The 21,192-nt window shown below is 70.7% G+C and carries 26 protein-coding genes; 11 read left to right on the forward strand and 15 right to left on the reverse strand.

From position 1 onward, the window contains the following. Positions 1-4: 4 nt before the first annotated feature. The gene (locus VIL76_RS16065) at positions 5-277 is read right to left on the reverse strand and encodes a hypothetical protein (RefSeq protein WP_332046043.1); all 273 of its coding nucleotides are present in this window, start codon (positions 275-277) and stop codon (positions 5-7) included. A 160-nt stretch (positions 278-437) separates the two neighbouring features. Here VIL76_RS16065 and VIL76_RS16070 point away from each other — a divergent pair, with 160 nt between their 5' ends. Continuing rightward, positions 438-743, forward strand: coding sequence for a glycine zipper 2TM domain-containing protein (locus tag VIL76_RS16070; RefSeq protein WP_332046044.1), 306 nt, complete (start codon positions 438-440; stop codon positions 741-743). Between the two features lie 52 nt (positions 744-795). Here VIL76_RS16070 and VIL76_RS16075 read toward each other — a convergent pair whose 3' ends face one another. The 5 genes from VIL76_RS16075 to VIL76_RS16095 all read right to left on the reverse strand — a co-directional run bounded on the left by VIL76_RS16075 (position 796) and on the right by VIL76_RS16095 (position 4,763). Then, entirely contained in the window at positions 796-2,397 is a 1,602-nt protein-coding gene (locus tag VIL76_RS16075) for a peptide ABC transporter substrate-binding protein (RefSeq protein ID WP_332046045.1), read from the reverse strand. 44 nt (positions 2,398-2,441) lie between these two features. Next, positions 2,442-2,714: an usg protein gene (locus tag VIL76_RS16080; RefSeq protein ID WP_332046046.1), complete on the reverse strand. Its 273-nt coding sequence runs from the start codon at positions 2,712-2,714 to the stop codon at positions 2,442-2,444. Positions 2,715-2,852: 138 nt separating this feature from the next. Further along, entirely contained in the window at positions 2,853-3,242 is a 390-nt protein-coding gene (locus VIL76_RS16085; RefSeq protein ID WP_332046047.1) for a hypothetical protein, read from the reverse strand. Between the two features lie 425 nt (positions 3,243-3,667). Then, a complete protein-coding gene (locus VIL76_RS16090) occupies positions 3,668-4,153 on the reverse strand; it encodes a VOC family protein (RefSeq protein WP_332046048.1) in 486 nt (161 codons plus the stop codon). A gap of 40 nt (positions 4,154-4,193) precedes the next feature. Beyond that, the gene (locus VIL76_RS16095; RefSeq protein WP_332046049.1) at positions 4,194-4,763 is read right to left on the reverse strand and encodes an NUDIX hydrolase; all 570 of its coding nucleotides are present in this window, start codon (positions 4,761-4,763) and stop codon (positions 4,194-4,196) included. Positions 4,764-4,831: 68 nt separating this feature from the next. Here VIL76_RS16095 and VIL76_RS16100 point away from each other — a divergent pair, with 68 nt between their 5' ends. After that, positions 4,832-6,223, forward strand: coding sequence for an erythromycin esterase family protein (locus tag VIL76_RS16100; RefSeq protein WP_332046050.1), 1,392 nt, complete (start codon positions 4,832-4,834; stop codon positions 6,221-6,223). Here the strand turns inward: VIL76_RS16100 and VIL76_RS16105 are convergent. Beyond that, entirely contained in the window at positions 6,220-6,432 is a 213-nt protein-coding gene (locus tag VIL76_RS16105) for a DUF2061 domain-containing protein (protein ID WP_332046051.1), read from the reverse strand. The genes VIL76_RS16100 and VIL76_RS16105 overlap by 4 nt on opposite strands. Positions 6,433-6,606: 174 nt before the next feature. On the opposite strand from VIL76_RS16105, the gene VIL76_RS16110 reads away from it, so the two are divergent. From VIL76_RS16110 to VIL76_RS16120, 3 genes are read left to right on the forward strand one after another with little or no spacing between them, the layout of a single operon-like run. Next, entirely contained in the window at positions 6,607-7,869 is a 1,263-nt protein-coding gene (locus tag VIL76_RS16110; RefSeq protein ID WP_332046052.1) for an LLM class flavin-dependent oxidoreductase, read from the forward strand. An 11-nt stretch (positions 7,870-7,880) separates the two neighbouring features. Continuing rightward, positions 7,881-8,657 carry an alpha/beta fold hydrolase gene (locus VIL76_RS16115; protein WP_332046053.1) on the forward strand — a complete coding sequence of 259 codons (777 nt, stop codon included), beginning with the start codon at positions 7,881-7,883 and terminating at the stop codon, positions 8,655-8,657. Positions 8,658-8,691: 34 nt separating this feature from the next. Further along, complete coding sequence (locus VIL76_RS16120; protein ID WP_332046054.1) at positions 8,692-9,243, forward strand: hypothetical protein; 552 nt, start codon at positions 8,692-8,694, stop codon at positions 9,241-9,243. Here VIL76_RS16120 and VIL76_RS16125 read toward each other — a convergent pair. After that, a complete protein-coding gene (locus tag VIL76_RS16125) occupies positions 9,231-9,545 on the reverse strand; it encodes a hypothetical protein (RefSeq protein ID WP_332046055.1) in 315 nt (104 codons plus the stop codon). The two genes, VIL76_RS16120 and VIL76_RS16125, sit on opposite strands and share 13 nt — an antisense overlap. Before the next feature lie 48 nt (positions 9,546-9,593). On the opposite strand from VIL76_RS16125, the gene VIL76_RS16130 reads away from it, so the two are divergent. The 3 genes from VIL76_RS16130 (at position 9,594) to VIL76_RS16140 (ending at position 12,540) form a co-directional block, all read left to right on the forward strand. Then, positions 9,594-10,196: an alpha-ketoglutarate-dependent dioxygenase AlkB gene (locus VIL76_RS16130; protein WP_332046056.1), complete on the forward strand. Its 603-nt coding sequence runs from the start codon at positions 9,594-9,596 to the stop codon at positions 10,194-10,196. 77 nt (positions 10,197-10,273) lie between these two features. Beyond that, complete coding sequence (locus tag VIL76_RS16135; protein ID WP_332046057.1) at positions 10,274-11,491, forward strand: parallel beta-helix domain-containing protein; 1,218 nt, start codon at positions 10,274-10,276, stop codon at positions 11,489-11,491. 5 nt (positions 11,492-11,496) lie between these two features. Beyond that, positions 11,497-12,540 (forward strand): SO2930 family diheme c-type cytochrome, encoded by a 1,044-nt coding sequence (locus VIL76_RS16140; RefSeq protein WP_332046515.1) that lies wholly within the window; start codon positions 11,497-11,499, stop codon positions 12,538-12,540. A 6-nt stretch (positions 12,541-12,546) separates the two neighbouring features. On the opposite strand, the gene VIL76_RS16145 is transcribed toward VIL76_RS16140, so the two are convergent. From VIL76_RS16145 to VIL76_RS16160, 4 genes are all read right to left on the reverse strand, one after another. Beyond that, positions 12,547-14,187, reverse strand: coding sequence for a sensor histidine kinase (locus VIL76_RS16145; protein WP_332046058.1), 1,641 nt, complete (start codon positions 14,185-14,187; stop codon positions 12,547-12,549). Between the two features lie 104 nt (positions 14,188-14,291). Beyond that, complete coding sequence (locus VIL76_RS16150) at positions 14,292-15,788, reverse strand: L,D-transpeptidase family protein (protein ID WP_332046059.1); 1,497 nt, start codon at positions 15,786-15,788, stop codon at positions 14,292-14,294. 68 nt (positions 15,789-15,856) lie between these two features. Beyond that, entirely contained in the window at positions 15,857-16,096 is a 240-nt protein-coding gene (locus VIL76_RS16155; protein WP_332046060.1) for a hypothetical protein, read from the reverse strand. Between the two features lie 110 nt (positions 16,097-16,206). Continuing rightward, positions 16,207-17,013 carry a hypothetical protein gene (locus VIL76_RS16160; RefSeq protein ID WP_332046061.1) on the reverse strand — a complete coding sequence of 269 codons (807 nt, stop codon included), beginning with the start codon at positions 17,011-17,013 and terminating at the stop codon, positions 16,207-16,209. A gap of 169 nt (positions 17,014-17,182) precedes the next feature. On the opposite strand from VIL76_RS16160, the gene VIL76_RS16165 reads away from it, so the two are divergent. Next, entirely contained in the window at positions 17,183-18,079 is an 897-nt protein-coding gene (locus tag VIL76_RS16165; protein ID WP_332046062.1) for a hypothetical protein, read from the forward strand. A 46-nt stretch (positions 18,080-18,125) separates the two neighbouring features. Then, positions 18,126-18,359, forward strand: coding sequence for a hypothetical protein (locus VIL76_RS16170; protein WP_332046063.1), 234 nt, complete (start codon positions 18,126-18,128; stop codon positions 18,357-18,359). A 321-nt stretch (positions 18,360-18,680) separates the two neighbouring features. Here the strand turns inward: VIL76_RS16170 and VIL76_RS16175 are convergent, their stop codons facing one another. Further along, positions 18,681-18,983: a hypothetical protein gene (locus VIL76_RS16175; protein ID WP_332046064.1), complete on the reverse strand. Its 303-nt coding sequence runs from the start codon at positions 18,981-18,983 to the stop codon at positions 18,681-18,683. Positions 18,984-19,043: 60 nt separating this feature from the next. Here VIL76_RS16175 and VIL76_RS16180 point away from each other — a divergent pair, with 60 nt between their 5' ends. Continuing rightward, on the forward strand, positions 19,044-19,409 hold the full coding sequence (locus tag VIL76_RS16180; protein ID WP_332046065.1) for a hypothetical protein: 366 nt from the start codon (positions 19,044-19,046) through the stop codon (positions 19,407-19,409). Between the two features lie 3 nt (positions 19,410-19,412). Here VIL76_RS16180 and VIL76_RS16185 read toward each other — a convergent pair whose 3' ends face one another. Both VIL76_RS16185 and htpX read right to left on the reverse strand, forming a co-directional pair. Beyond that, complete coding sequence (locus VIL76_RS16185; protein ID WP_332046066.1) at positions 19,413-20,135, reverse strand: hypothetical protein; 723 nt, start codon at positions 20,133-20,135, stop codon at positions 19,413-19,415. Positions 20,136-20,252: 117 nt separating this feature from the next. Beyond that, a complete protein-coding gene (gene htpX, locus VIL76_RS16190) occupies positions 20,253-21,164 on the reverse strand; it encodes a zinc metalloprotease HtpX (protein WP_332046067.1) in 912 nt (303 codons plus the stop codon). Positions 21,165-21,192 lie beyond the last annotated feature (28 nt).

Genomic DNA, 21,192 nt, shown 5'->3' on the forward strand with positions numbered 1-21,192 from the left:
GCTCCTAGTGCTTGTCGGCCGGGGCCGCTGCCCCGCCGCCTTCGTTGCCGGCGCTCGCCGCGCCGTCCGCCGGAGCCGCGGCGGTGACTTCGGGCGCGTCGAGCGCGCCGCTCGCCGCATTGGTGCCGGTGGTGGGCACGACCTGGCCCGTGGGGGTGTTGGCGGCGGTGCCCACCGCCCCTTCCGAGACGGCGCCGTCCGCGGACTGGGCCGACTTGTCGCAAGCGGCGAGGCCGGCGAGGCCCAGTGCGGCCGCGGCCAGGAGGAGGCTCTTCATCTGACATCCTTTCGAAGCGGTTCCCGGCTCCCAAACCGGGGCCGGCCCGCGCGGTTCCCGCCGCCTTGCGGCCACGCTTGCGCCACAGACGCAGGGCCATCTCCCGGCAACTTGGCCATGACCCTGAGGGTTTAGGGCCCGACACGAAGAGGAGAGTTCCATGCGCAACAAGCTCATCGCGGCCGCCGCGCTCGCGCTTTCGGCCGGCGCCGTCGCTGCCGCCCCCACGCTGGCGGAGGCCCAGACCACCAAGCGGGTGCTGGTCTGCCCGAACCAGAAGAAGTCGGCCAACACCGGCACAGTCGTGGGCGCCGTGGCGGGTGGCCTGCTCGGCAACGCCGTCGCGTCCCGAGGCGTGAAGACCGAAGGCACGGTCCTGGGCGCCGGCGTCGGCGCCGTCGTCGGACACCAGGTGGCGAAGAAGAACGCCCAGAAGAACTGCTACTACAAGACGGTGCGCCGCTAGCCTTCCTCTCCCCCGCGAAGCGAGAGGGAGAGGGTAGGGTGAGGGCGGCGCGTCAGCGCCGCACGCACAGCCACCGGGCGCGGTGGAAGTTGAGCGCGTTGCCGACCCAGCCGGTGACGCGCGGGTTCACCAGCGCCTTGTTGACCACGAAGTAGATCGGCGCGGTCGCGTCCTCGCTGAGCATGAGCTGCTCGGCCTCGGCGAGGATGCGGGCGCGCCTGTCCATGTCCGGCTCCAGGTCCGCCTGCGCCAGCAGGGCGTCGTAGCGCGGGTTGTTGTAGTCGCCGTAGTTCTGCGCGCCGGTCTGCGACTGGAAGAGGCCCAGGAAGGTCAGCGGGTCGTTGAAGTCCGCGTACCAGCTCATCGAGCCCACTTCGAAGTTGCGCTCGCGGTAGTCGGCGAAGGCGACCTGGCCCTCCGACTGCACCAGGCTCACGTCCACGCCGATCGAGCGCCAGTCGGCCTGCACCGCCTCCATCAGCAGCAGCGTCTCGGTGACGTTGGCCGACTTTATCTCCACCTTGAGCGGCCGGTCGTCGGTGTACCCGGCCTGGGCCAGCAGCGCCTTCGCCTGCGCCTGCCGCTGTTCGTACGAAAGCCCCGCCCAGGACACCTGCGGCGGCGGATCGACGTAGCCGGCGGTCCCCGGCGTCACGAAGCTGTAGGCCGGCACCTGGCCCGCGCGCATCAGCTTGGCGGTGATGAAGTCGCGGTCGATCGCCATGGACAGCGCGCGGCGCACCCGCACGTCGCGGAAGGCCGCCACGTCGCGGGTGTTGAACGACAGATAGGCCGTGGCCAGCGAGACGTGGGTCCGCGCATATCCCGGCATCACCTCGTTCAGCCGCTGCAGGCGGTTGGACTGGAACTGGGTGTTGATGTCGAGTTCGCCCCGCTGCACCCGCCGCTCGGCGGAGATCACGTCCGGCGTCGGGTAGTAGTTGATGCGGTCGACGCAGACCTTCGGCGCCTCGAAGAAGTGCGGGTTCTTCACCGCCTGGATCTTGTTGCCGAGCTGCCAGGAGACCAGCTTGTAGGGCCCGTTGGAGACGTACTTCCCCGGCTGCACCCAGGCGTCGCCGTATTTCTCCACCACGTGCTTGGGCGCCGGGTAGAAGGCCAGCAGCATGAGCAGCTGTGGGAGGTAGGGCACGGGGTGCTCGAGGCGGATCTGCAGGGTCTTTGCGTCCAGCGCGCGGACGCCCAGCGTGGACAGCGGCGCCTTGCCCTCGGTGATCGCCGAGGCGCCCACGATGGGGCTGGCGAGGTAGGCGTAGATTCCCGCCGTGTCCGGATCGACCAGCCGCTGCATCCCGAAGACGAAGTCCCCGGCGGTGACCGGGACGCCGTCCGACCAGCGCGCGTCGCGCAGGTGGAATGTCCAGGTCAGGCCGTCGGGGCTGGTCTCCCATCGTTCCGCCATGCCGGGGACCGGATTGGCCTGCGGGTCCTCGGTGGTCAGCCCCATCATCAGGTCGCCGATGATCCGGAACTCGGCGATCAGGTTGGCCTTCTGCGGATCCAGCGTCAGCGGCTCGATTTCCGCGCCGTACTCCAGGCACACCTGCCCCTGCGGACAGGCCGGCCGCGAGACCTTGCCCTGGCAGGCGGCGAGCGCGAGCGCGCAGAGCGCGGCGGTGAGCGGCTTCCTCATCGGGAAGCATCACTCCCGCGCAATCGTGGAAATGTCGAGGCGGACTAGTTCAGCTTGAACTCCGCGCCTATGGCCTGCAGCTCGGCCGGCTTGATCAGCTTGCAGTGGCCGATGGTGACCTTGAACAGCGGCCCATCCAGCGTGCGCTCCCAGAACTCGAGGAACTTCTTCAGCACCGGGAATTCCGGGAAGATGTCGTAGTCCTGCCAGATGTAACTCTGCAGCAGGGACGGGTGGTCGGGCATCCGGTAGAGGATCTCCGCCGTCGTGAGCGAGTAGCCTTCCAGCTGTTTCCGGAATTCGGGCGACGCCTGCATGGCAACCTCAAACACAGTTGGTCCAAGGCGCGGCGCGTATGGCTCAGGCCGCGCACGCTACAAGTTACGCATGATTCGGATGAATGTTCCCTGATTATACAATGACTTAGCACTCAACAAGCGCAAGTGCTGCCAGGGTCAGGGATAGCCCTTGGGCTCCAGCTTCACCGGGATGGTCTCGGGGAGCGGCGTCCAGCCGTTCTCCTTGATGACGTTATTGCTCTCCTTCGCCTGCCGCCCGGGCGAAAGCGACCAGGTGATGTGGTAGGTGGAGCCGTCCGGCCGGTCGGTCGTGCCGCCAATCTCCACCACCATGGCCTGCACGCCGCGCCCGTCGTCGGCGACGCCGACGATCACGCCGGAGGTCTCTGTCGGCAGCTCGGCCTTGCGGTCGCCGAACTTCAGGGTGACGTGGTCGGCCACCGCGGTCTCGTAGCGGGCCGGGTAGCGCTCGAGCAGCTCGCGGCGCTGCGAGCGGTCGAGCGCCCAGCCAACGAAGCCGCCGCCCCGTCCACCGTTCGTGGCCATGGGAAAGCTCCTTCTGCTGGCTCGGCATCTGATCCCGACAACCGGCGTGCCGCGGCGGGGTTCCGGCGCGTCTGGCTCGGCCGTACTCCGCGGATCGATGTCCGGTTTTGTCGGCACAATGTCGTTTCCAGACACCGACGGAAGGGCGTAGCGTCGCCGCATGATTGCTCGCCGCCTTTTCCTCGGAGCCGCCTGCGCCTGCGCAGCGGCGCCGGCCGCCTTCGCCCAGTCTGCCGATCCGCCGCCTTCGGGGGCGAAGTACGTCTGTCCGCCTTGCGGCTGCTCCCAGGATGGCAAGGAGTTCGACAAGCCCGGGGCGTGCCCCGACGCCGCGTGCGGCATGCCCTTGATTGCCAAGCCGCAGCCGCCTGCGCCTAAGCCGGGCCCCTAAGAAAGGCGGGCCGGCTCCGCCAGCGCCGGGTGGCTCAGTCGCCCCGCCGCGCCGCCTCGATCTTGGCCACGTCGATCTTCTGCATCGTCATCATGGCTTCGAACACCCGCTTGGCGACGGCCGGGTCGGGGTCCTTGACGCCTTCGTTCAGCTGCCGTGGCGTGATCTGCCACGAGAAGCCCCAGCGGTCCTTGCACCAGCCGCATTCGCTTTCCGCGCCGCCGTTGCCGACGATGGCGTTCCAGTAGCGGTCGGTCTCCGCCTGGTCCTGCGTCTCGATCATGAACGAGACGGACTCGTTGGGCTTGAAGTTCGGCCCGCCGTTGAGGCCCATGAAGGGCGTGCCCAGCACGGTGAATTCCACGGTCAGCTCCGCACCGGCCTCGCCGTCCGGATAGTCGCCGGGCGCCGTCATCGCCTCTCCGACGGAGCTGTCCGGGAAGACACTGGCGTAGAATTCCGCAGCCTTGCGCGCCTCGCCGTGGTCGAACCACAGCACATTGGTCACCTTGCCGGTCATCGGTCCCTCCACCTTGGCGTCTTTTGATACCAGTCCCGTCCTAGCTCCCAAACAGCTCCGGCCTTCTCACCCGCAGGGCGTAGGCCAGCGCCAGGGTCTTCATGTCCTCGATGCGGCGTTTCTCGATCCAGGCCCAGAGCTGGTCCAGCGGGACCTCCATGACGGTGATGTTCTCCTGCTCGCCCTCGACGCCGCCGCCCGCCTCAACGCGGTCCTTCGCGGAATAGGCGGCGAGGTAGAGGTCGACCCGCTCGGCCGACACGCCGGGGGAGGAGAAGGGCGAGCCGATGTGCTCCAGGCGGTCGAGCTTCACGCCGGCCTCCTCCAGCGCCTCGCGCCGAGCGGCGTCCTCCGGGTCCTCGTCCTCGACCATGCCGGCCGGCGCCTCGGCCAGCTCCGGCGGGCCGCCGGCCCAGATCACCGGCGGACGCGGCGCGCTGACCAGCAGCGCCATGCGCCGCTCGGGGTCGTAGGGCAGGACGCAGACGGCGCGGCCGTGGTGCTCGATCTCGCGGGTGAAGGTCGCCCCGTCGGAGCCTGCGAGCGTCGCCTTCATGATCGTCGAATAGCCCTGGTAGACCGTCTCGACCTTGCGCAGTTCCACCGTCATCCGCCTCTCCCGTGGGCATCCGCCATAGCACGTCGGAACCGGCTCTGCGGCCGCCCGGTTGCCCCGCCATGAGCGATCCCTTCGAAGACCTCTGGCGCAACGAGGCCAAGCGCCGGCGGCGCACCAGCGCCGATCCCGCCGAGGCCCGGACCTTCGACGAGAGCCGTAAGATCTCGGAGCTGATCCGCGAGGCCGCGGTCCCGCTGCCGGACTTCGACGACCCGCTGTTCGGCGCCCGCTTCGACAGTTTCGCCGACGCCCGCGTGGTGCTGCTGGGCGAGGCCAGCCACGGGACCAGCGAGTTCTACCGGGCCCGCGCGGCGATCACGCGCCGGCTGATCGAGCAGCACGGCTTCACCATCGTGGCGGTGGAGGCCGACTGGCCGGACGCCGCCGTCGTCGACCGCCACGTGCGCCACCGCGGCAAGCCGCCCACGAACATCAAGCCGTTCAGCCGCTTCCCCACCTGGATGTGGAAGAACCGCGAGGTGCAGGCCTTCACCGAGTGGCTCCGCGACCACAACCGCATGCGGCCGATGGAGAAGCGGGCCGGATTCTACGGCCTCGACCTCTACAACCTCTCGGCCTCGATCACCTCGGTGATCGGCTATCTCGACAGGGCTGATCCGGAGGCGGCGAAGGTGGCCCGCGCCCGCTACGGCTGCCTGACCCCGTGGAGCCACGAGCCGGCGGACTATGGCCGCACCGCGCTGACCCGCGGCTATGCGCCCTGCGAGGACGAGGTGGCGGCGATGCTGCGCGAGATGCTGGAGAGCGAGCTGGCGCAGACCAAGGACGGCGAGGACTTCCTCGACGCGACGATGAACGCCCGCCTGGTGCAGAACGCCGAGGCCTACTACCGGGCCATGTACTACGGCGGGGCGGAGAGCTGGAATCTGCGCGACACCCACATGTTCGAGACCCTGGAGGCGCTGCTGGCGCACGGTGGGCGCGACGCCAAGGCGGTGGTCTGGGCGCACAACTCCCACATCGGCGACGCGCGGGCCACGGAGATGGGCGAGACGCGCGGCGAGCTGAACATCGGCCAGCTGTGCCGGCAGCGGTTCGGCCGCGACGCCGCCCTGATCGGCTTCGGGACCCATTCGGGCCGGGTGGCCTGCGCCTCGGACTGGGACGAGCCGATGGAGGTCAAGACGGTGCTGCCCTCGCGGTCCGACAGCTACGAGCGCCTGGCGCACGACGCCGGCCGCCCCCGCGCGCTCATCGACCTGCGCGAGGGCGAGCTCCGGGACCGTCTCATGGCGCCGCGCCTGGAGCGCATGATCGGGGTGATCTACCGCCCCGAGACCGAGCGCTGGAGCCACTACGTCGAATGCCGCCTGCCGGAGCAGTTCGACGCCTGGGTGTGGTTCGACGAGACCAGCCCGGTCACCCCGCTCTCCACCACGCCGGACGAGATCGAGCCCGGCGCGGAAGAGACCTGGCCGTTCGGGCTCTAAGCCGGTGCGAGGTCGGCCTGGCGGTCCCGGCGGGCATTGATCTTCGCCCAGATCCGCTCGTGCAGAGCGAAGGCGAACGTCTGGAAGAACGGCTCGACGAGGCCGATGGCGAGCGCCGCGCGCCAGTCGCGCGTCAGCGCGTAGGCCACGGTGAAGGCGATCAGGAGGTGCATGACGGCGTAGCTGGCGGTCTTCTGGGCAGTGCGCACGGGGTGTCTCTTGCGAATTGTTCGCAACTATACGCCTGGCACGCGCCTTGGCTCCATTGATTGTCCCTGCATCTAGGATTGATCTTCTCGATGACCTTGGCGCCCGCCGGCCTTCGGTTATCGTCGTTCAGCTGACCGTCCCGACAGAGGGCGGCGGGGTGGAGGACGCCGGCGATGAAGTTCACCTGGTTCAACCTGATGCCATGGCCGCACCTGCCGGACGACTTCCGGGAGAAGCACCGCAGCGTCTGGGTCGATATCGACCAGAACCTGTTCGACCCGGCCAGGAGCCACGAGGTCTACAACACCTACATGGACCTCCTGGAGTACGCCGGGACGCTGGGGTTCGACGGCATCGGGGTCAACGAGCACCACCAGAACGGCTACGGCATCATGCCGAGCCCCAACATCATCGCCGCGGGCCTCGCGCGCCGCACGAGCGACGCCGCCATCGTGGTGCTGGGCAACTCCATCGCGCTCTACAACCCGCCGGTGCGGGTGGCGGAGGAGTTCGCCATGCTGGACTGCATCTCGGGCGGGCGGCTGGTGGCGGGCTTCCCGGTCGGCACCTCCATGGACACCAACTACTGCTACGGCCAGATCCCCTCGCTCACGCGCGAGAAGTACGCCGAGGCGCACGAGCTGATCATCAAGGCCTGGACCACCCGCGAGCCGTTCGCCTTCAACGGCCGCTACAACAAGCTGCGGCACGTGAACATCTGGCCCCGGCCCATCCAGCAGCCGCACCCGCCGGTGCACATCCCCGGCGGCGGCTCGGTGGAGACCTACGACTTCTGCATCGACAACACCTACTCCTACTCCTACCTCAGCTTCTCCGGCTACCTGCGCGCCCAGGCGCTGATGAACGGCTACTGGAAGCGGGTGGAGGAGCGGGGCGCGCCGGACACGAGCCCCTACCGGGCCGGCTTCGCCCAGACCATCTGCGTGGCGGAGACCGACGAGGAGGCCGAGCGCCTCTACGCGCCGCACATCGACTACTTCTACAACCGCTGCCTGCACGTCTATCCGGGGTTCGCCGACGCGCCGGGCTACCGCACCATCAAGACGATCCAGTCCGGCGCGCTCTCGCAGTACGCCCCGCCCAAGGGCGGCTACGGCACGCTGAGCTGGAAGGAGCTCACCGAGGGCGGCCATGTGATCGCCGGCTCCCCGGAGACCGTGCGCCAGCGCATGGAGGACCTGATCAGGAGCCTGCGGGTCGGCAACATCTTCTGCCTGATGCACGTGGGCGACATGCCGGCCGACAAGTGCATGTATTCGACCAAGCTGTTCGCCGAGAAGGTGATGCCGAAGCTGCGCGGCATCTTCCCGGAATACGCCGACGACGGGCGGTTCTGGTGCAAGCCGCTGGAGACGCGGGTGAAGGCGGGCTCGCTGCCGGCGGCGCCCAGCCGCGCCCCGGTCCCGGCGGAATAGGGGAGGGCCGCATGGAGCTGAAGACCGTCGCCACCCGCCACGTCCCGGTCCGCTACTTCGAAGGCGGAGAGGGGCCGGATCTCGTCTACCTGCACGGCGCCGGCGGGGTCACCGCCGAGGACCGGTTCCTCAAGGCGCTGGCCAGGAGCCACCGCGTCTACGCCCCGCTGGTCCCCGGCTACGGCGACAGCGAGGAGGCGCCCGAGATCCGCGACATGCTCGACTTCACCCTGCACGGCTGGGACGTGGTCCAGGCGCTGGGGCTCAAGGACCCGATCCTCGTCGGCCACTCCATGGGCGGGATGATCGCCGCCGAGATGGCCGCCGTCGCGCCCCACGACGTCTCTCGCCTGGCGCTGATCGCCCCGGCCGGGCTGTGGGACGACGCCCACCCCATCGCCGACCTCTTCGCCACCCTGCCCTACGAGATGCCCGCCCTGCTCTTCCACGACGCCGAGGCCGGCGCGGCGATGCTGACCGCCGGCCGCAACGTCGAGGACCCGGGCTTCCTGCAGCAGTACCTGGTCACCAACGCCCGCCAGCTCGGCATGGCCGGCCGCATATTGTTCCCCATCCCGGAGAGGGGGCTCCAGCAACGCCTCTACCGCATCAAGGCCAGGACCGTGATCGTGTGGGGCGATAGCGACCGCCTGATCCCGCCGGTCTACGCCCACGCCTTCAAGAAGGGCGTCGCCGGCGCGGAGCTGGTCTCCATCCCCGAGGCCGGCCACATGGTGATCCACGAGAAGCCCGAGGCGGTGGTGGAGGCGGTGGGTCGTCTGGGGTGAGGAACACGCCCCCAGGCCCCTCTGTTGAGGCGCGATGATGCTGCGCCTGGCAGCCATGGTGGCGGCCGCACTTTCCATGTGCGCCGGAGCGACCGCGGCGGCCGCCCAGCCGCGGGGCGCGGAAACCTACTGGGAGCCCGACTGCGACTACTCGCTGGAAGGCGGCGAGGACCCCAGGAACCGCGAGACGCTCTGGACCGCGCGGATGCAGGCCGAGCCGATTTGCCTGCTCGCCGGAGCAACCGCCTGGGCCAGGCATGACAAGGAACGATCCGCTCGGCTCTACGCCCTCGCCAACGTGAGGCGGTACTACGACATCGGGCGCTGTCAGCAGGGCGCGTACGGACCTTTCTCGTCGATGATGGCGGCCCTCGGCATGAGCGCCGGAGAGAAGCTGCGAGAGGCTGGCGTGCTGCTCGGGCTGGAGCAGATCCGGACGGTGGCGATGGACGAAGAGACCTATCGTTATCGAACCGACCATCTGCGGACGATGTGCGACGGCGCCGTGAAGCCGACGCGCGCGTGGCCGGCCGAGCAGGCGAAGATCAAGGCCGAGGTCGAGGCGGCAGCGCGTCAGGCGAGATGAGCGGCGCCTGGCTGAGGGTCCGCGCCCGGCCGGTCGACGTAGAACGTCACCACCTCCTCGAACACGGTCGAGCCCACGTTGACGGCGCGGTGCACGCGCGCCTCGGGGGCGTTCCAGCCTGCCTCGCCAGGCTGCACGTCGAACTCCTCGACCTCGCCGTCGCGGTACTCGATCCGCAGGCGGTCGCCGCGGATCACCACGGAGAAGCGGTGGAAGGGATCGACGTGCCAGCCGAGCTCCTCGCCGGGCTGCAGGACAAGCCGGCGGATCACCAGGTCGTCGCGCTCGGTGATGACTTCCATCGCCATGCCCTAAGAATGCCAGAAGCGCCGCTGAAGCGTTAGTCCGCCATGGCCCGCAAAGCCGCCACCGACCAGCCCGGCCTCTTCGAGGCGCCGCCGCCCTCCGGCCTGCCGGAAGGGTTCGTCTACCGCCGCGACTTCCTCACCGCGGACGAGGAGCGGGCGATCGCCGCCGAGCTCGCGAAGCTGCCCTTCGAGCCCTTCCAGTTCCGCGGCTACGAAGCCCGCCGGCGGGTGCATTCCTTCGGCTACCGCTACGACTTCAACGCCCAGCGTCTGGAGCAGGCCGACCCGATCCCGGACTGGCTGCAGCCGGTGCGCGAGCGGGCCGAGGCCTTCGCCGGCGTAGAGCCCGGCGCCCTGCAGCAGCTCCTGATCAACGAGTACCTGCCGGACGCGCCGATCGGCTGGCACCGCGACCGGCCGCAGTTCGAGAAGGTGGTGGGGATCTCGGTCGGCGCGTCGTGTGTCTTCCGCCTGCGCCGGCGCGTCGGCTCAGGCTTCGAGCGCGCATCGCTCACCCTGGAGCCCCGCTCGGCCTACCTGATCTCCGGCGTCGCCCGCGAGCAGTGGGAGCACTCCATCCCGCCCGTGGAGGCCCACCGCTACTCCGTCACCTTCCGCAGCTTCCGCGAGGGGCGCGCGCCCTAGGCGGCTTGCCTGCGGAGCCGGTTCGGCGGCAAGGTCGTACCTGAACGACGGTCACCAAGACCTCGGGGAGGAACATCATGCGCAAACTGGCCCTGGTCGCCGCGGCGGCCGTGCTGGCGGCGCCTGCCGCGCACGCCAAGACCATCGCCGTCACGCCGGGCGGCGACGCGCAGGAGAAGCTGCAGACCGCGCTGCTGGACGCCAAGCCGGGCGACGTGGTGGCCATCGCCGCCGGCCGCTACGAGCTCACCGACGGCCTGTCGCTGGACGTGGACCACGTGACGGTGAAGGGCGCCGGCCCGGGCGCCACCGTGCTGTCGTTCAAGGGCCAGAAGGGCGCCGGCGAGGGCCTGCTGGTCACCTCCGACAAGGTCACGGTGCGCGACCTGAAGGTGGAGGACACCAAGGGCGACGGGCTCAAGGCCAAGGGCTCGGACCAGATCAGCTTCGTCAACGTCCACGTGGTCTGGACCGGCGGGCCGAAGGAGACTAACGGCGCCTACGGGGTCTATCCGGTCAGCTCCACCAATGTGCTGATCGACAAGGTGATGGTGAGCGGCGCCTCCGACGCCGGCATCTACGTCGGCCAGTCCAAGAACATCATCGTCCGCAACTCGCGCGCGGAGTTCAACGTCGCCGGGATCGAGATCGAGAACTCGATGAACGCCGACGTGTTCGACAACGTCGCCACGCACAACGCCGGGGGCATCCTGGTCTTCGACCTGCCGGGCCTGCCGCAGATGGGCGGCCACTCCACGCGCATCTTCCGCAACAAGGTGGTCGACAACGACACGCCGAACTTCGCGCCGAAGGGCAACATCGTCGCCCGCGTGCCGACCGGCACCGGCGTCATGCTGATGGCCAACAAGGACGTGCACGTCTTCGACAATGAGATCGACGGCAACGCCTCGTCGGCGGTCATGCTGATCTCCTATTCGCTCGACTACACCGACGTGAACTACAACCCGCTGCCGCGCGACATCGTGGTGCGCAACAACAGGATTGGCCGCAACGGCTGGGACCCGCAGTTCCCGGGTGGCCGCGAGCTCGCACAGGCCATGGGGGGCAAGGTGCCGGCGATCATCTGGGACGGGGTGAACAACTACACCCGCAAGGGCGCCACTCAGCCGGAAGTCGTGCGCGTGCGCATCACCGACGGGCCGGTGATGAACCTCAACCTGAAGAAGCCGGGCGACCTGCTCACGGCGAAGCCCGAGGTGAAGGCCACGATCGAAGCCGGCGCTTTCCCAGAGCCGAAGCCGGTGGTGCTGCCGAGGGGGCAGGCCGGCTCTTGAGGTCAGTGCTCGCCGCGCTCGCGGCGCTTTTCCTGGTGGGCGCCGCGGAGGCGCCGCCGCCGGTGGCGGTGAATGCGCTGCTGGCGGAGACCCCGGCGCCGAGCCTCGACGCCTACCGGCTGTTCGTGGATGCGGGCGGGCGCAAGCCCAACGCCGGCGTCGTGCCCTATACGCTGAACACGCCCCTGTTCAGCGACTACGCCGAGAAGCAGCGGTTCGTCTTCCTGCCCCCGGGCAAGAGCGTGCGCTACGCCGCCGAAGGCGCGTTCGACTTCCCCGTCGGGACAGCGCTGGTGAAGACCTTCGCCTATCCGGCGGACTTCCGCCGGCCCGACGAGAACATACGGTTCCTGGAGACCCGGCTCCTGGTGCGCAAGAAGGCCGGCTGGATGGCTTCGGCCTACGTCTGGAACGCGGACCAGACCAAGGCCGTGCTGAAGCGCGCGGGCACGCGGCTCGATGTGAGCTTCGTCGACGGCCAGGGACAGCGGCGCGAGGTGGACTACGCCGTGCCGAACCAGAACCAGTGCAAGGAGTGCCACTCGGTCGCCAAGGTGCTGAAGCCGCTGGGGCCCAAGGCGCGCAACCTCAACGGCGATTTCGCCTACGCCGACGGGCGCGAGAACCAGCTCGCGCGATGGCGCAAGCTCGGCCTGCTCACCGGCGCGCCGGAGCCCGCGGCTGCGCCGCGCACCGCGGTGTGGGACGATGCGCGCGAGCCGCTTGAGGCCCGCGCCCGCGCCTACCTCGACGCCAACTGCGGCCACTGCCACAACCCCAAGGGCATGGCCTCGAACTCAGGGCTGAACCTGAACGCCGAGGAGACGCGGATGTCGGCGCTCGGCGTCGGCAAGCGGCCGGTGGCGGCAGGCCGCGGCAGTGGCGGGCTGGAGGTCTCCATCGCCCCCGGCCACCCGGAACAGTCGATCCTGGTGCACCGCATGGCGTCCAACGAGCCGGGTGTCATGATGCCCGAGCTCGGCCGCAACCTCCGGCACGAGGAAGGGCTGAAGCTGATCCGCGACTACGTGGCGAACCTGAAGCCGTAACCGGCCCTATCCGGCCGACCGGGGGAACGTGAGGCGGAAGACAGCGCCTCCCTGGGTTTCGCGGGTGACGTGACCCCGCAACTGGTCGGTCAACGCGGCGATGACCCGCGTCCCCAGGCCTTCCCGGTCCGGCTTCCCCTCGGCAGGATACCCCTGTCCGTTGTCGCGGATCTCGACCTCCACGTCATCCAGGCGGTTGCGCCGGACCCGCAGCAGGATCTCGCCCGATCCGTCGGGACCGAAGGCGTGCTTGAAGGCGTTGGTGAGAACCTCCGTCACGATGAGCCCCACCGGGGTCGCCTGCTGCGGCATCAGCGGGACCGTCTCCATATCGGTCTTCAGGCGAATGTCCCGCGCGGCCGCGCCATAGGCTTCGGCGATCTCAGCGGAGAGGGCCGTGAGATAACCCGCCAGGTCCACCTCGTGCAGGCTCGATCCGCTGTAGAGCGCCTCATGCACCAGGCTGATCGAGGTCAGGCGCCGGCGGGTGCTCTCGAACGCCTCGCGCACCTCAGGGTCGTTGAAGCGGCGTTCCTGGAGGTGGATCAGGCTCGCCGTCATCGCCAGGCTGTTCTTCACCCGGTGGTGCACTTCCTTCAGCAGCAGCTCGCGCTGCCGGATGGCCTCGGCGGCCACGGCGTTGGCGCTCTCCAGGGCCTGCCGCACCTGCCGCTCACGACCGGCCGTCCTGACCCCCAGGAAAACCAGCGCGCCGATCCCCAGCGCGCTGAGCAGAAGCACGGCGATGGTCTCGTAGACGTGCTGACGCCACTCGGCCAGGACGCCCCTGGTGTCGAAACTGGCGACCGCGATCAGGGGCCACCCGGCGACCGGGCTCGACGCGGTGAGGGGGGCGACCTGGTTGGCCGATCCGGGAATCCCCAGGCCGGACGGCTTTTCTGGCGGGATGGGTTGTCCCTGGGCGTCGAAGTCCACGAAGCTCGCGGCGATGAAGGTCCCGTCCTGCCCCCAGACCGTGAGCAGCGGATCCTGCGGCCGGCGGGCGGCGGTGGGCCGAATTCCGTCCGGCCGCACGTTCACGCCGACCACGCCTGTGAACGCTCCGGAGCTGTCGTGCAGGCCGCGGCTCAGGGAGTAGATGACCGACCCGCTGAGCCGGCTGCGCATCACCGGCAGGACCCGGCGCTCGGTTCCGGACCACCGGCGCGCGAAGTCGGGCGAGCCGTACGCCGTGGGGGGCGGCGCCGCGGACTCGGAAGTGGCGCGGACGACGCCCTTCGCGTCGAGGACTACGATGTAGTCGTTGGCCGTGGTGTCTCCTGCGCGCTCATCGAGATAGCGGTGAAGCTCAGCGCCGGTCAGTTCGGGCCCGTTCAGGCGTTCGGCGACGGTGTCGGCCAGCGCCGCGGACTGGTCGTAGAGCCGCGAGGAGTAGGTCGCCGCGAACTGCGCCAGCGTCGCCGCCTGAGCCTGGCGCTGTTGGAGGACATTGCGCCGCTCGGCCAACAGGGCGTCGGCGCGCACCGCCGCGATCGCGACGATGGCGATCAGCCCCAGCACCACGAAAAGCCGGCCAGGGGTCAGCAGCAGAGCCCATGGCTCGGCTGTGTCGGCCCCGCGCCCGGCGCGAGCCGCCGGCTCGGCCGCGTCCGCTGCGGCGGGCCGTTCAGGCAGGACGGCGTTCATCGACCACCTTCATGGCGCCACTTGTGGCCCAGGTGGTCTTCGAGGGCCAGCAGCAAGCTTGGGCAGAGGCGCTTTGGACGGTCCCGCTTGGCGCGTGCAGGGGCTTAGCGCCCCGCGGGATCGACGCCGCGGGCGGCGATCTTCTGCAGGGCCTCGCCGTCGCGGCGGTAGAAGTCGGGGCGGAAGCTCAGGCCCTGCGCCGTCGGCTGGACCGTCAGATAGGTGATGTAGACAGGGACCGGTTCGGGCAGGTCGACCCGACTTTCCGGGTCCGTGGTCTCCGGCGTCTCGCCGAGCAGCAGTTTGGCCAGGGCGACAGCGTCCTCCAGGCGCACGCAGCCGGAGCTGGCGGTGCGCCGCTCGTCGCCGAACAGCTCCTTCATCGGCGTGTCGTGCAGGAAGATGCCCAGCGGGTTGCGGAACTCCAGCTTCACCTTGCCCATCATGTTCTTCGGCCCGGGGAGCTGACGCACGCGCACCTCGAGGCGTCCGTCGGCCACCGCCTGCCAGTCCACCTGGGCGGGATCCAGCCTGGGGGAGTCGTCCTCGTAACCGGCGAAGACCTCCATCCGCTCGCCCTGCAGATAGCCGAGGCCCTCCTTCAGCGCCCGCGGGGCCACGCTGGTCCGCACCAGGTCCTCGGGCACGTTCCAGTAGGGGCTGAAGACCGCCTGGCGGATCACGCCGGCCATCAGCGGCGTGGGCATGGTCTCCTTGCCGGTGACCACCTTCATGGTGGTGACGATCTGGCCCCGGTCGTAGAGCCAAAGGCGCTGGGAGGCGGCGTCCACCAGGATGTAGCGCTGGCCCAGGTCTGCGGGCAGGGCGCGGGCGCGCTCCAGGTTGACCAGGATCAGCTGCTCGTAGTGCGCCGGACCGCGGTCCAGCGCCTCGCGGGTGGCGGCGTCGGGCTTGCCGGTGGCGGGAAGGCCGTGCGCGGCCTGGAAGCCGGCTAGCGCCTCGGGCGAGGCGTCGCCCTCGGCCACGCTGTCGCGCAGATCCTCGAACCGGCCCTCGCCCCAGTGGGCGCGGTATTCGACCAGGGCCGTGCGGAGTTTCTCGTAGAGAGGGTTCATGCGCCGCAGATCGGCCAGTCCCTCGGCGAGCGACGGGGCCGCGGTCAGGGTGGCGAGTGTCGGCGGCTTGGGCGCGAGCTCAGGGTCCACGAAGTCGAGCTCGACAGCGCCGCGGTGAAGGTCGCGGGCATAGGCCGTCACGGCGGTGGCCAGGCGCAGCTCGGCCTCGGCCAGCGCCCGCGGATCGTTGGTGCGCGCGAAGTGGAGCGCCTCCTCCAGCCGGTACATCTCGTAGGCCGTCGGATCGAGGCCGTCGTCTGCGGCCTCCCGCAGCATGATGAGGACGTCGAGCGCTTCGGGACGCAGCTCGCCGGGCGTCCAGAGCGGGCGGTGGTCGCGGGCGGCGTAGAACTCGGCGACCTCTGGCGGCGCGGAGACGGCCAGCCGCTGCAGCTCCTGACGGACCGCGTCGGCCGGGTCGAAGGCGGGCTCGGACCAGGCGGGCGGCTGCGGCGGCGGGTCGATCGGGAGCGGCGGGATGGCCGCCGCAGACAACGGCAGCGCCATGGCGCAGGTCAGCGCCATGGCGCCTGCGATGGTCGCGAGGCGCGCGCCCGAGCTCGGCTTTGACGCGCGCCCCCGCATGGCCTCGATCAGCCGCGTTCGCCCGTGCGGGCGGTCGTGCTGGCGTCCGTGCCCGACGAGGTCGCGTCGGTGGTGGCCGAGGTGTCCGCCGGCTGGGTCTGCTGCTGGGGCGGCGACACGCTGGTGGTGGCGGAGACGTCCGCCGCCGCGCCCGTCGAGGCGCTGGTGTCCATGGCCATTTCGTCGGACCGGTGGGCGCAGGCGCTCAGCAAGGCGCCGGCTGCGACTGCGCAGATGATGAAGCGCATGGGTTTTCTCCTTGGAGGTTCAGCAACGCCGCAAGAATTTTCGAGCCGGGGCGCTTGTTCCCGGTCGTCTCGTTTCGCGGCGGGCCTCGCGGAGAGGTGAAACGCCTTGGCTATTCGGTGAACGGCGCCCGGGTGGAGATCGGCGCGTCGGGATCCGCAGGGGGCGGCGCGGCCGGGCGCGGCTGAGGCGCTGGCGGACTGGGCGCGGCCGCACTGAGCGCAGCCGCCACGGGCGGCGGCGTGAGCGGCGGGGGGGCGACCGCGGGCGCCGGGATCGGCGCCGGTCCGGGGACCACCGGCCGGACGGCGCGGCGGGCAGGCGCCTTGGCTGTGCGTACGGCCCCGCTGCGGCCGCGCAGCACCGGCGGCGGTCCGGCCGGCTGGGCGGCCGCAGGGGCGGGGGCCGGCGGCGCGGGCGCGGCGATCGTCGTGGGGGTGTGCGGAGCCGGCAAGGGGGCCGGGGGCGGCTCGCGCGTCAGCACCAGCACCGTCACCACCAGGCCGGCTGCGCCCACGGCGAGGCTCGCGAACAGCGGGAGCCGATCGGCCAGCCCTGCGCGGCGCCGGCGTTGCGGCCGGGCCGGAGCGACGAAGGCGCTCTCCCGCAGCGGCGGCGGGGTGGCGGGCAGGGCCGCGATGTGCGGTGGATCGGGGCGCGGCGCCGGCGCGGCTGCAGGCGGCTGGCGAGCTGGCGCCGGCGCCGGCTGCGGCCGGGGCGGCGGGGCCAGGGGGATCGCCGATCCCGAGAAGATGCTGTTGCGCGGCTGGGGCGTGGGGAACGGCTTGGGAGCGGGCGCTGGCTTGGGCGCGGGCGCGGCCGGCTTCGGCAGCGGGCCCACACGCAGCGGCTGGGCCGGGAGGCCCGGCCAGGCGCTCGGTCGGGCGTAAGGGTTGCGGTTATCCGGCTCGGGCGGCATCGCAGGCTCCCAACGGGAGAGAAGACTGGGGCGACACGTAAGCCTCGCCGCCGACTTCGACCCTTGTGTGACACGCGTCGGGCGGCAACGGGAACCCCTCTAAAGGGGCCCGCATCCTTGACTCGCGCCGACCGTCAGGCTCGCATCTCGCGCTGAGGACGGAGGGCCCATGGAACTGACGCGACGCGCCGTCCTGGCAGGGGGAAGCCTGGCCTTCGCCGCGCGCGCCGCCGGCGCCGCGGCGCCCACCCGGCTCGTGTTCCTCTCCGCCAGCGCGGTGTTCAGCTGCGCCCTCGACGGCTCCGACCTTCGCAAGCTGCATGAGGCGCCGGCGCGCTCGGGCGTGAACGACGGGGTGGCGTTCGATCCGGCCAGCCGCCGGGTCTTCTGGACCAACATGGGCCGGGCCTCGGCCGACGACGGCTGGATTTCCAGTTGCGCGCTGGATGGGGGCGACGTGCGGGTGGTCGTCCCGCCGGGCGGGACCTTCACGCCCAAGCAGCTGAAGATCTCCCGCGGCCGGCTCTACTGGTCGGACCGCGAAGGCATGCGCGTGATGCGCGCCAGGCTCGATGGCTCAGGCATCGAGACTCTGGTCCGGACCGGTGCCGGCGACGCCGACCGCGCCGACCCCGCCCGCTGGTGCGTGGGTGTCGCCGTCGACGAGGCGCGAGGCGTCCTCTACTGGACCCAGAAGGGCGGCGACGACGCCGGCCAGGGCTCCATCCGCCGCGCCCGCCTGGACCGGCTCGGTGACATCGAGGTCGTGTTCGACCGACTGCCCGAGCCCATCGACCTCGACATCGAACCGGCCAGCCGGCGCCTCTACTGGACCGACCGCGGCGACAACACGGTCAGCCGCTGCGCCCTGGACGCGGCCCGTCCGGCCCGGGAGGTGCTGGTGCGGGGCGCCGGCGAGGCGATCGGCGTCGCGGTCGACCTGGGCCGGGACCGGATGTTCTACACCGCGCTGGGCGGGGAGCTGTCCAGCGCCCGCCTCGACGGCTCGGACGCGCGCGTCCTGCTGCGCCGCCTGGGCATGCTGACGGGGTGTGTCCTGGTCTAAAGCGTTGTCGTTACGGAACAACCGCCACGGCCAGCCGTTGGACGGAATGGCCAGAATCCTCATTTCATGCCCAGCCGGTCGCGGCGACGTGCCGACGGGCTACCGTACCGGCGACCTTGACCTCGGCGCCGGGCCGTTCAGCCGGTCCTTCCGCTGCACCTGCGGCGACATCCACACCTGGGACGAGACGCAGGCCTGGGCCGAGGAGATCAGCCAGGCCGCCACGATCCGCAGCTACGAGATCGAGGCCGGCACGGACGTCGGCGCCTCTCCGAGCTGAGCGCGGCGAATAAAGCACCTCGAAAAATTTGGGCGTCCTTGAGCGACCGTGGCAGGCTGGAACGGCCGTCGCGAGCGACGCCGCGCCTGGTCTTTCTCAAGTGGATTTACGCCTCGGAGGCCGTTGGCGAAATGCAGACGGCCTGGGCGCAGGGCCCTGCCATCCGACGTCGCTCGCTAGTCGGCGGCGGTGCGGCGGGCGATGACCAGCAGGATGGCGGCGTTCAGCGCGATCGGCGCGGCCCCGCCGAGGGCCATGAGCAGGTAGGACATTCTTCTCTCCCTAGCTCGGCGAGCATGACCTGCATCGGTGGAGAAACCGTCAACGCGCCGGCCGGTCTGGGCCGAGCTGGACGGAATGGTAGGGCTCGTAGGACGCCTTGCCGGTCGCCGCCTCCACGGTGACCACGTGGCCGGCCTTGGCGCTCTTCTTCGAGCGGGTGATGACGGTCCAGACGGTCCCGGTGCGGTTGGCGGCCACCACCTGCTCGTTCAACCCGCCGGCCCGCAGCGCGGCCTGCGCCGCCTCGATGGCCTGCATGGGGGTGCGCACCTCGGTCGGGCCGCTGCGGGCGCAGGCGGCGAGCAGGAGGCAGAACGCCAGGATGCGGATTGCGGAAGCCATGGTTCTCTTCGAGGATGCCAGCCTGCCGCGCAGACAGGCGGCCGTCCAGGGGAGGCGACCATGCCCGATTTTGCACCTGTGTTCGCCGAGCTCGCCGAGCTGATGAAGCGCAACGCCCCCGGCATGGTGGTGAAGAAGGACGGGCCCGACGGGCTGCTCCTGCTGGCGCCGTGGGCCCACCCGAGGAAGCCGGACGAGGCCATGTGGTTCGGCTCCGTGCGGCCGGGGAAGGCCTACGTCAGCTACCACCTCATGCCGCTCTACATGAACGACACCATGCTGGCGAAGGTGCCCCCCGAGCTGAAGAAGCGGATGCAGGGCAAGACCTGCTTCAACTTCAAGGCCGCCGACCCGGCGCTGTTCTCCGAGCTGGAGACCCTGACCCGCGCCTGCGCCGAGGCCTACGCCAAGCCGCTGGTGCTGTGAGGCCTACTGCGGCCGGGGCGTGCCCTCGGCCTCGGTCCAGCTGAAGCGGGTGCGGTCGGCGGCCTCGGTGGTGACCGCCTCGACCTGGCGCAGGCTCGGGCGGCCGCCTCGATCGCTGGCGGCGCGGAACGGCAGCAGCAGCCGGCCCACCCGCCGGTAGTCGGAGAGCTCGGTGGTCACCGGCCGGCCGCCGGTGCGGTCGACGACGCGGGACAGCAGCCGGCTCGACCGGTCGAACCACAGCTCGCGCGGCTCGCCCGAGGTGGGCTGGACGCGGATCACGTCGAAGGACCTGCCGCGGGCCTGGCGCACGCCCAGGTGGGCAGTGTCGGCGGCGAAGCGGCTCGGGAACAGGAAGGCCCAGGCCGCGAGGTAGGCCTGCGACCGCGCCTGGGCCAGGCTCGCGCGGTCCGCGCGGCCGGTGATGACGCGGTCCGGGGAGATCTGCCAGGCGCCCACCCCGTTGAAGCCGCGCACGCGCCTGCCCGCCGGCTCCTGGGTTTCGATGCGCACGCCGTAGCGGAGCGGGTCGTACCAGGCCTCGTAGCGGACGCCATCCTCGACGCCGGTCTCGTGCAGCCCGCGCAGCTGGTTCCAGGCCGAACCGCCCGACGCCGCCCGATGCCGGGCCACGACCTGGGCGGCCGCCGCCGACGTGGTCTGGGCCTCGGCGGGTCCGGCGAGCCACATCAGGGCGGCGGCGATGGCCGCGATGATCAGGCGCATGGGGCGGGCTCCCTCCGGGCCCCGCCGTATCAAGCCATCAAGGTTGACCGCAATGGGGCAATCCTCCCCCTCCTGGGGAGGTGGCGGGCCGGCGCAGCCGGCCTGACGGAGGGAGCTTCAGCTCCACGGTCCGCGGCGCGTGGTCGGCACCGCCGTCCCGCGCCCGCCGAGGCCGCTTCCGGTGAGCGCCATCAGCGCCTCCACGCGGTTGGCCGTCGCCGGGTGGGTGGAGAACAGGCTGTCGCCGCGGCGGGCCAGCGGGTTGACGATGAACATGTGGGCCGTCGCCGGATTGCGCTCGGCGTCGGGGTTGAAGTAGCCGCCCTTGGCGTAGGCCTCGATCTTCTGCAGCGCGGAGGCCAGGGCGCCCGGGTCGCCCGAGATCGCCGCGCCCTCCGCGTCGGCCTCGTACTCGCGGTGGCGGCTGATGGCCATCTGCACGAGCGCGGCCGCGATGGGGCCGAGGATGGCGACCACGATGGCGCCGACCATGCCGGCGGGGCGTCCTTCCTCGTCGCGGCCGCCGAAGAAGAAGGCGAAGTTGGCCAGGGCAGAGATGGCGCCCGCGATAGTCGCCGTGATGGTCATGGTCAGCGTGTCGCGGTTCTTCACGTGCGCCAGCTCGTGGGCCATGACCCCGCGGATCTCGCGGCGGTCGAGCATCTGCAGCAGGCCGCGGGTAGCGGCGACGGCGGCGTGGCTCGGGTCGCGGCCGGTGGCGAAGGCGTTCGGCTGGTCCTGGTCGATGACGTAGACCCGCGGCCTGGGCAGGCCGGCCCGGTCGGACAGCTCAAACACGTCGCTCAGGTAGTTGCGCAGCAGCGGCTCAGGCGACGCGGGATCGACCTCCCGGGCGCGGTACATGGAAAGCACGATCTTATCGGCGTTCCAGTAGCTGACCAGGTTCATGGCCGCCGCCAGCCCGAAGGCGATCAGCATGCCGCTGGGCCCGCCGATCATGTAGCCGGCGCCCACGAAGAGCGCCGTCAGCGCCGCCAGCAGCACGAAGGTGCGAAGGTGGTTCCTCATGCCCGGAATATGGGGCCGGTGGCGGCTC

The organism is Phenylobacterium sp. (assembly GCF_036563285.1).
Classification (GTDB): domain Bacteria; phylum Pseudomonadota; class Alphaproteobacteria; order Caulobacterales; family Caulobacteraceae; genus Phenylobacterium.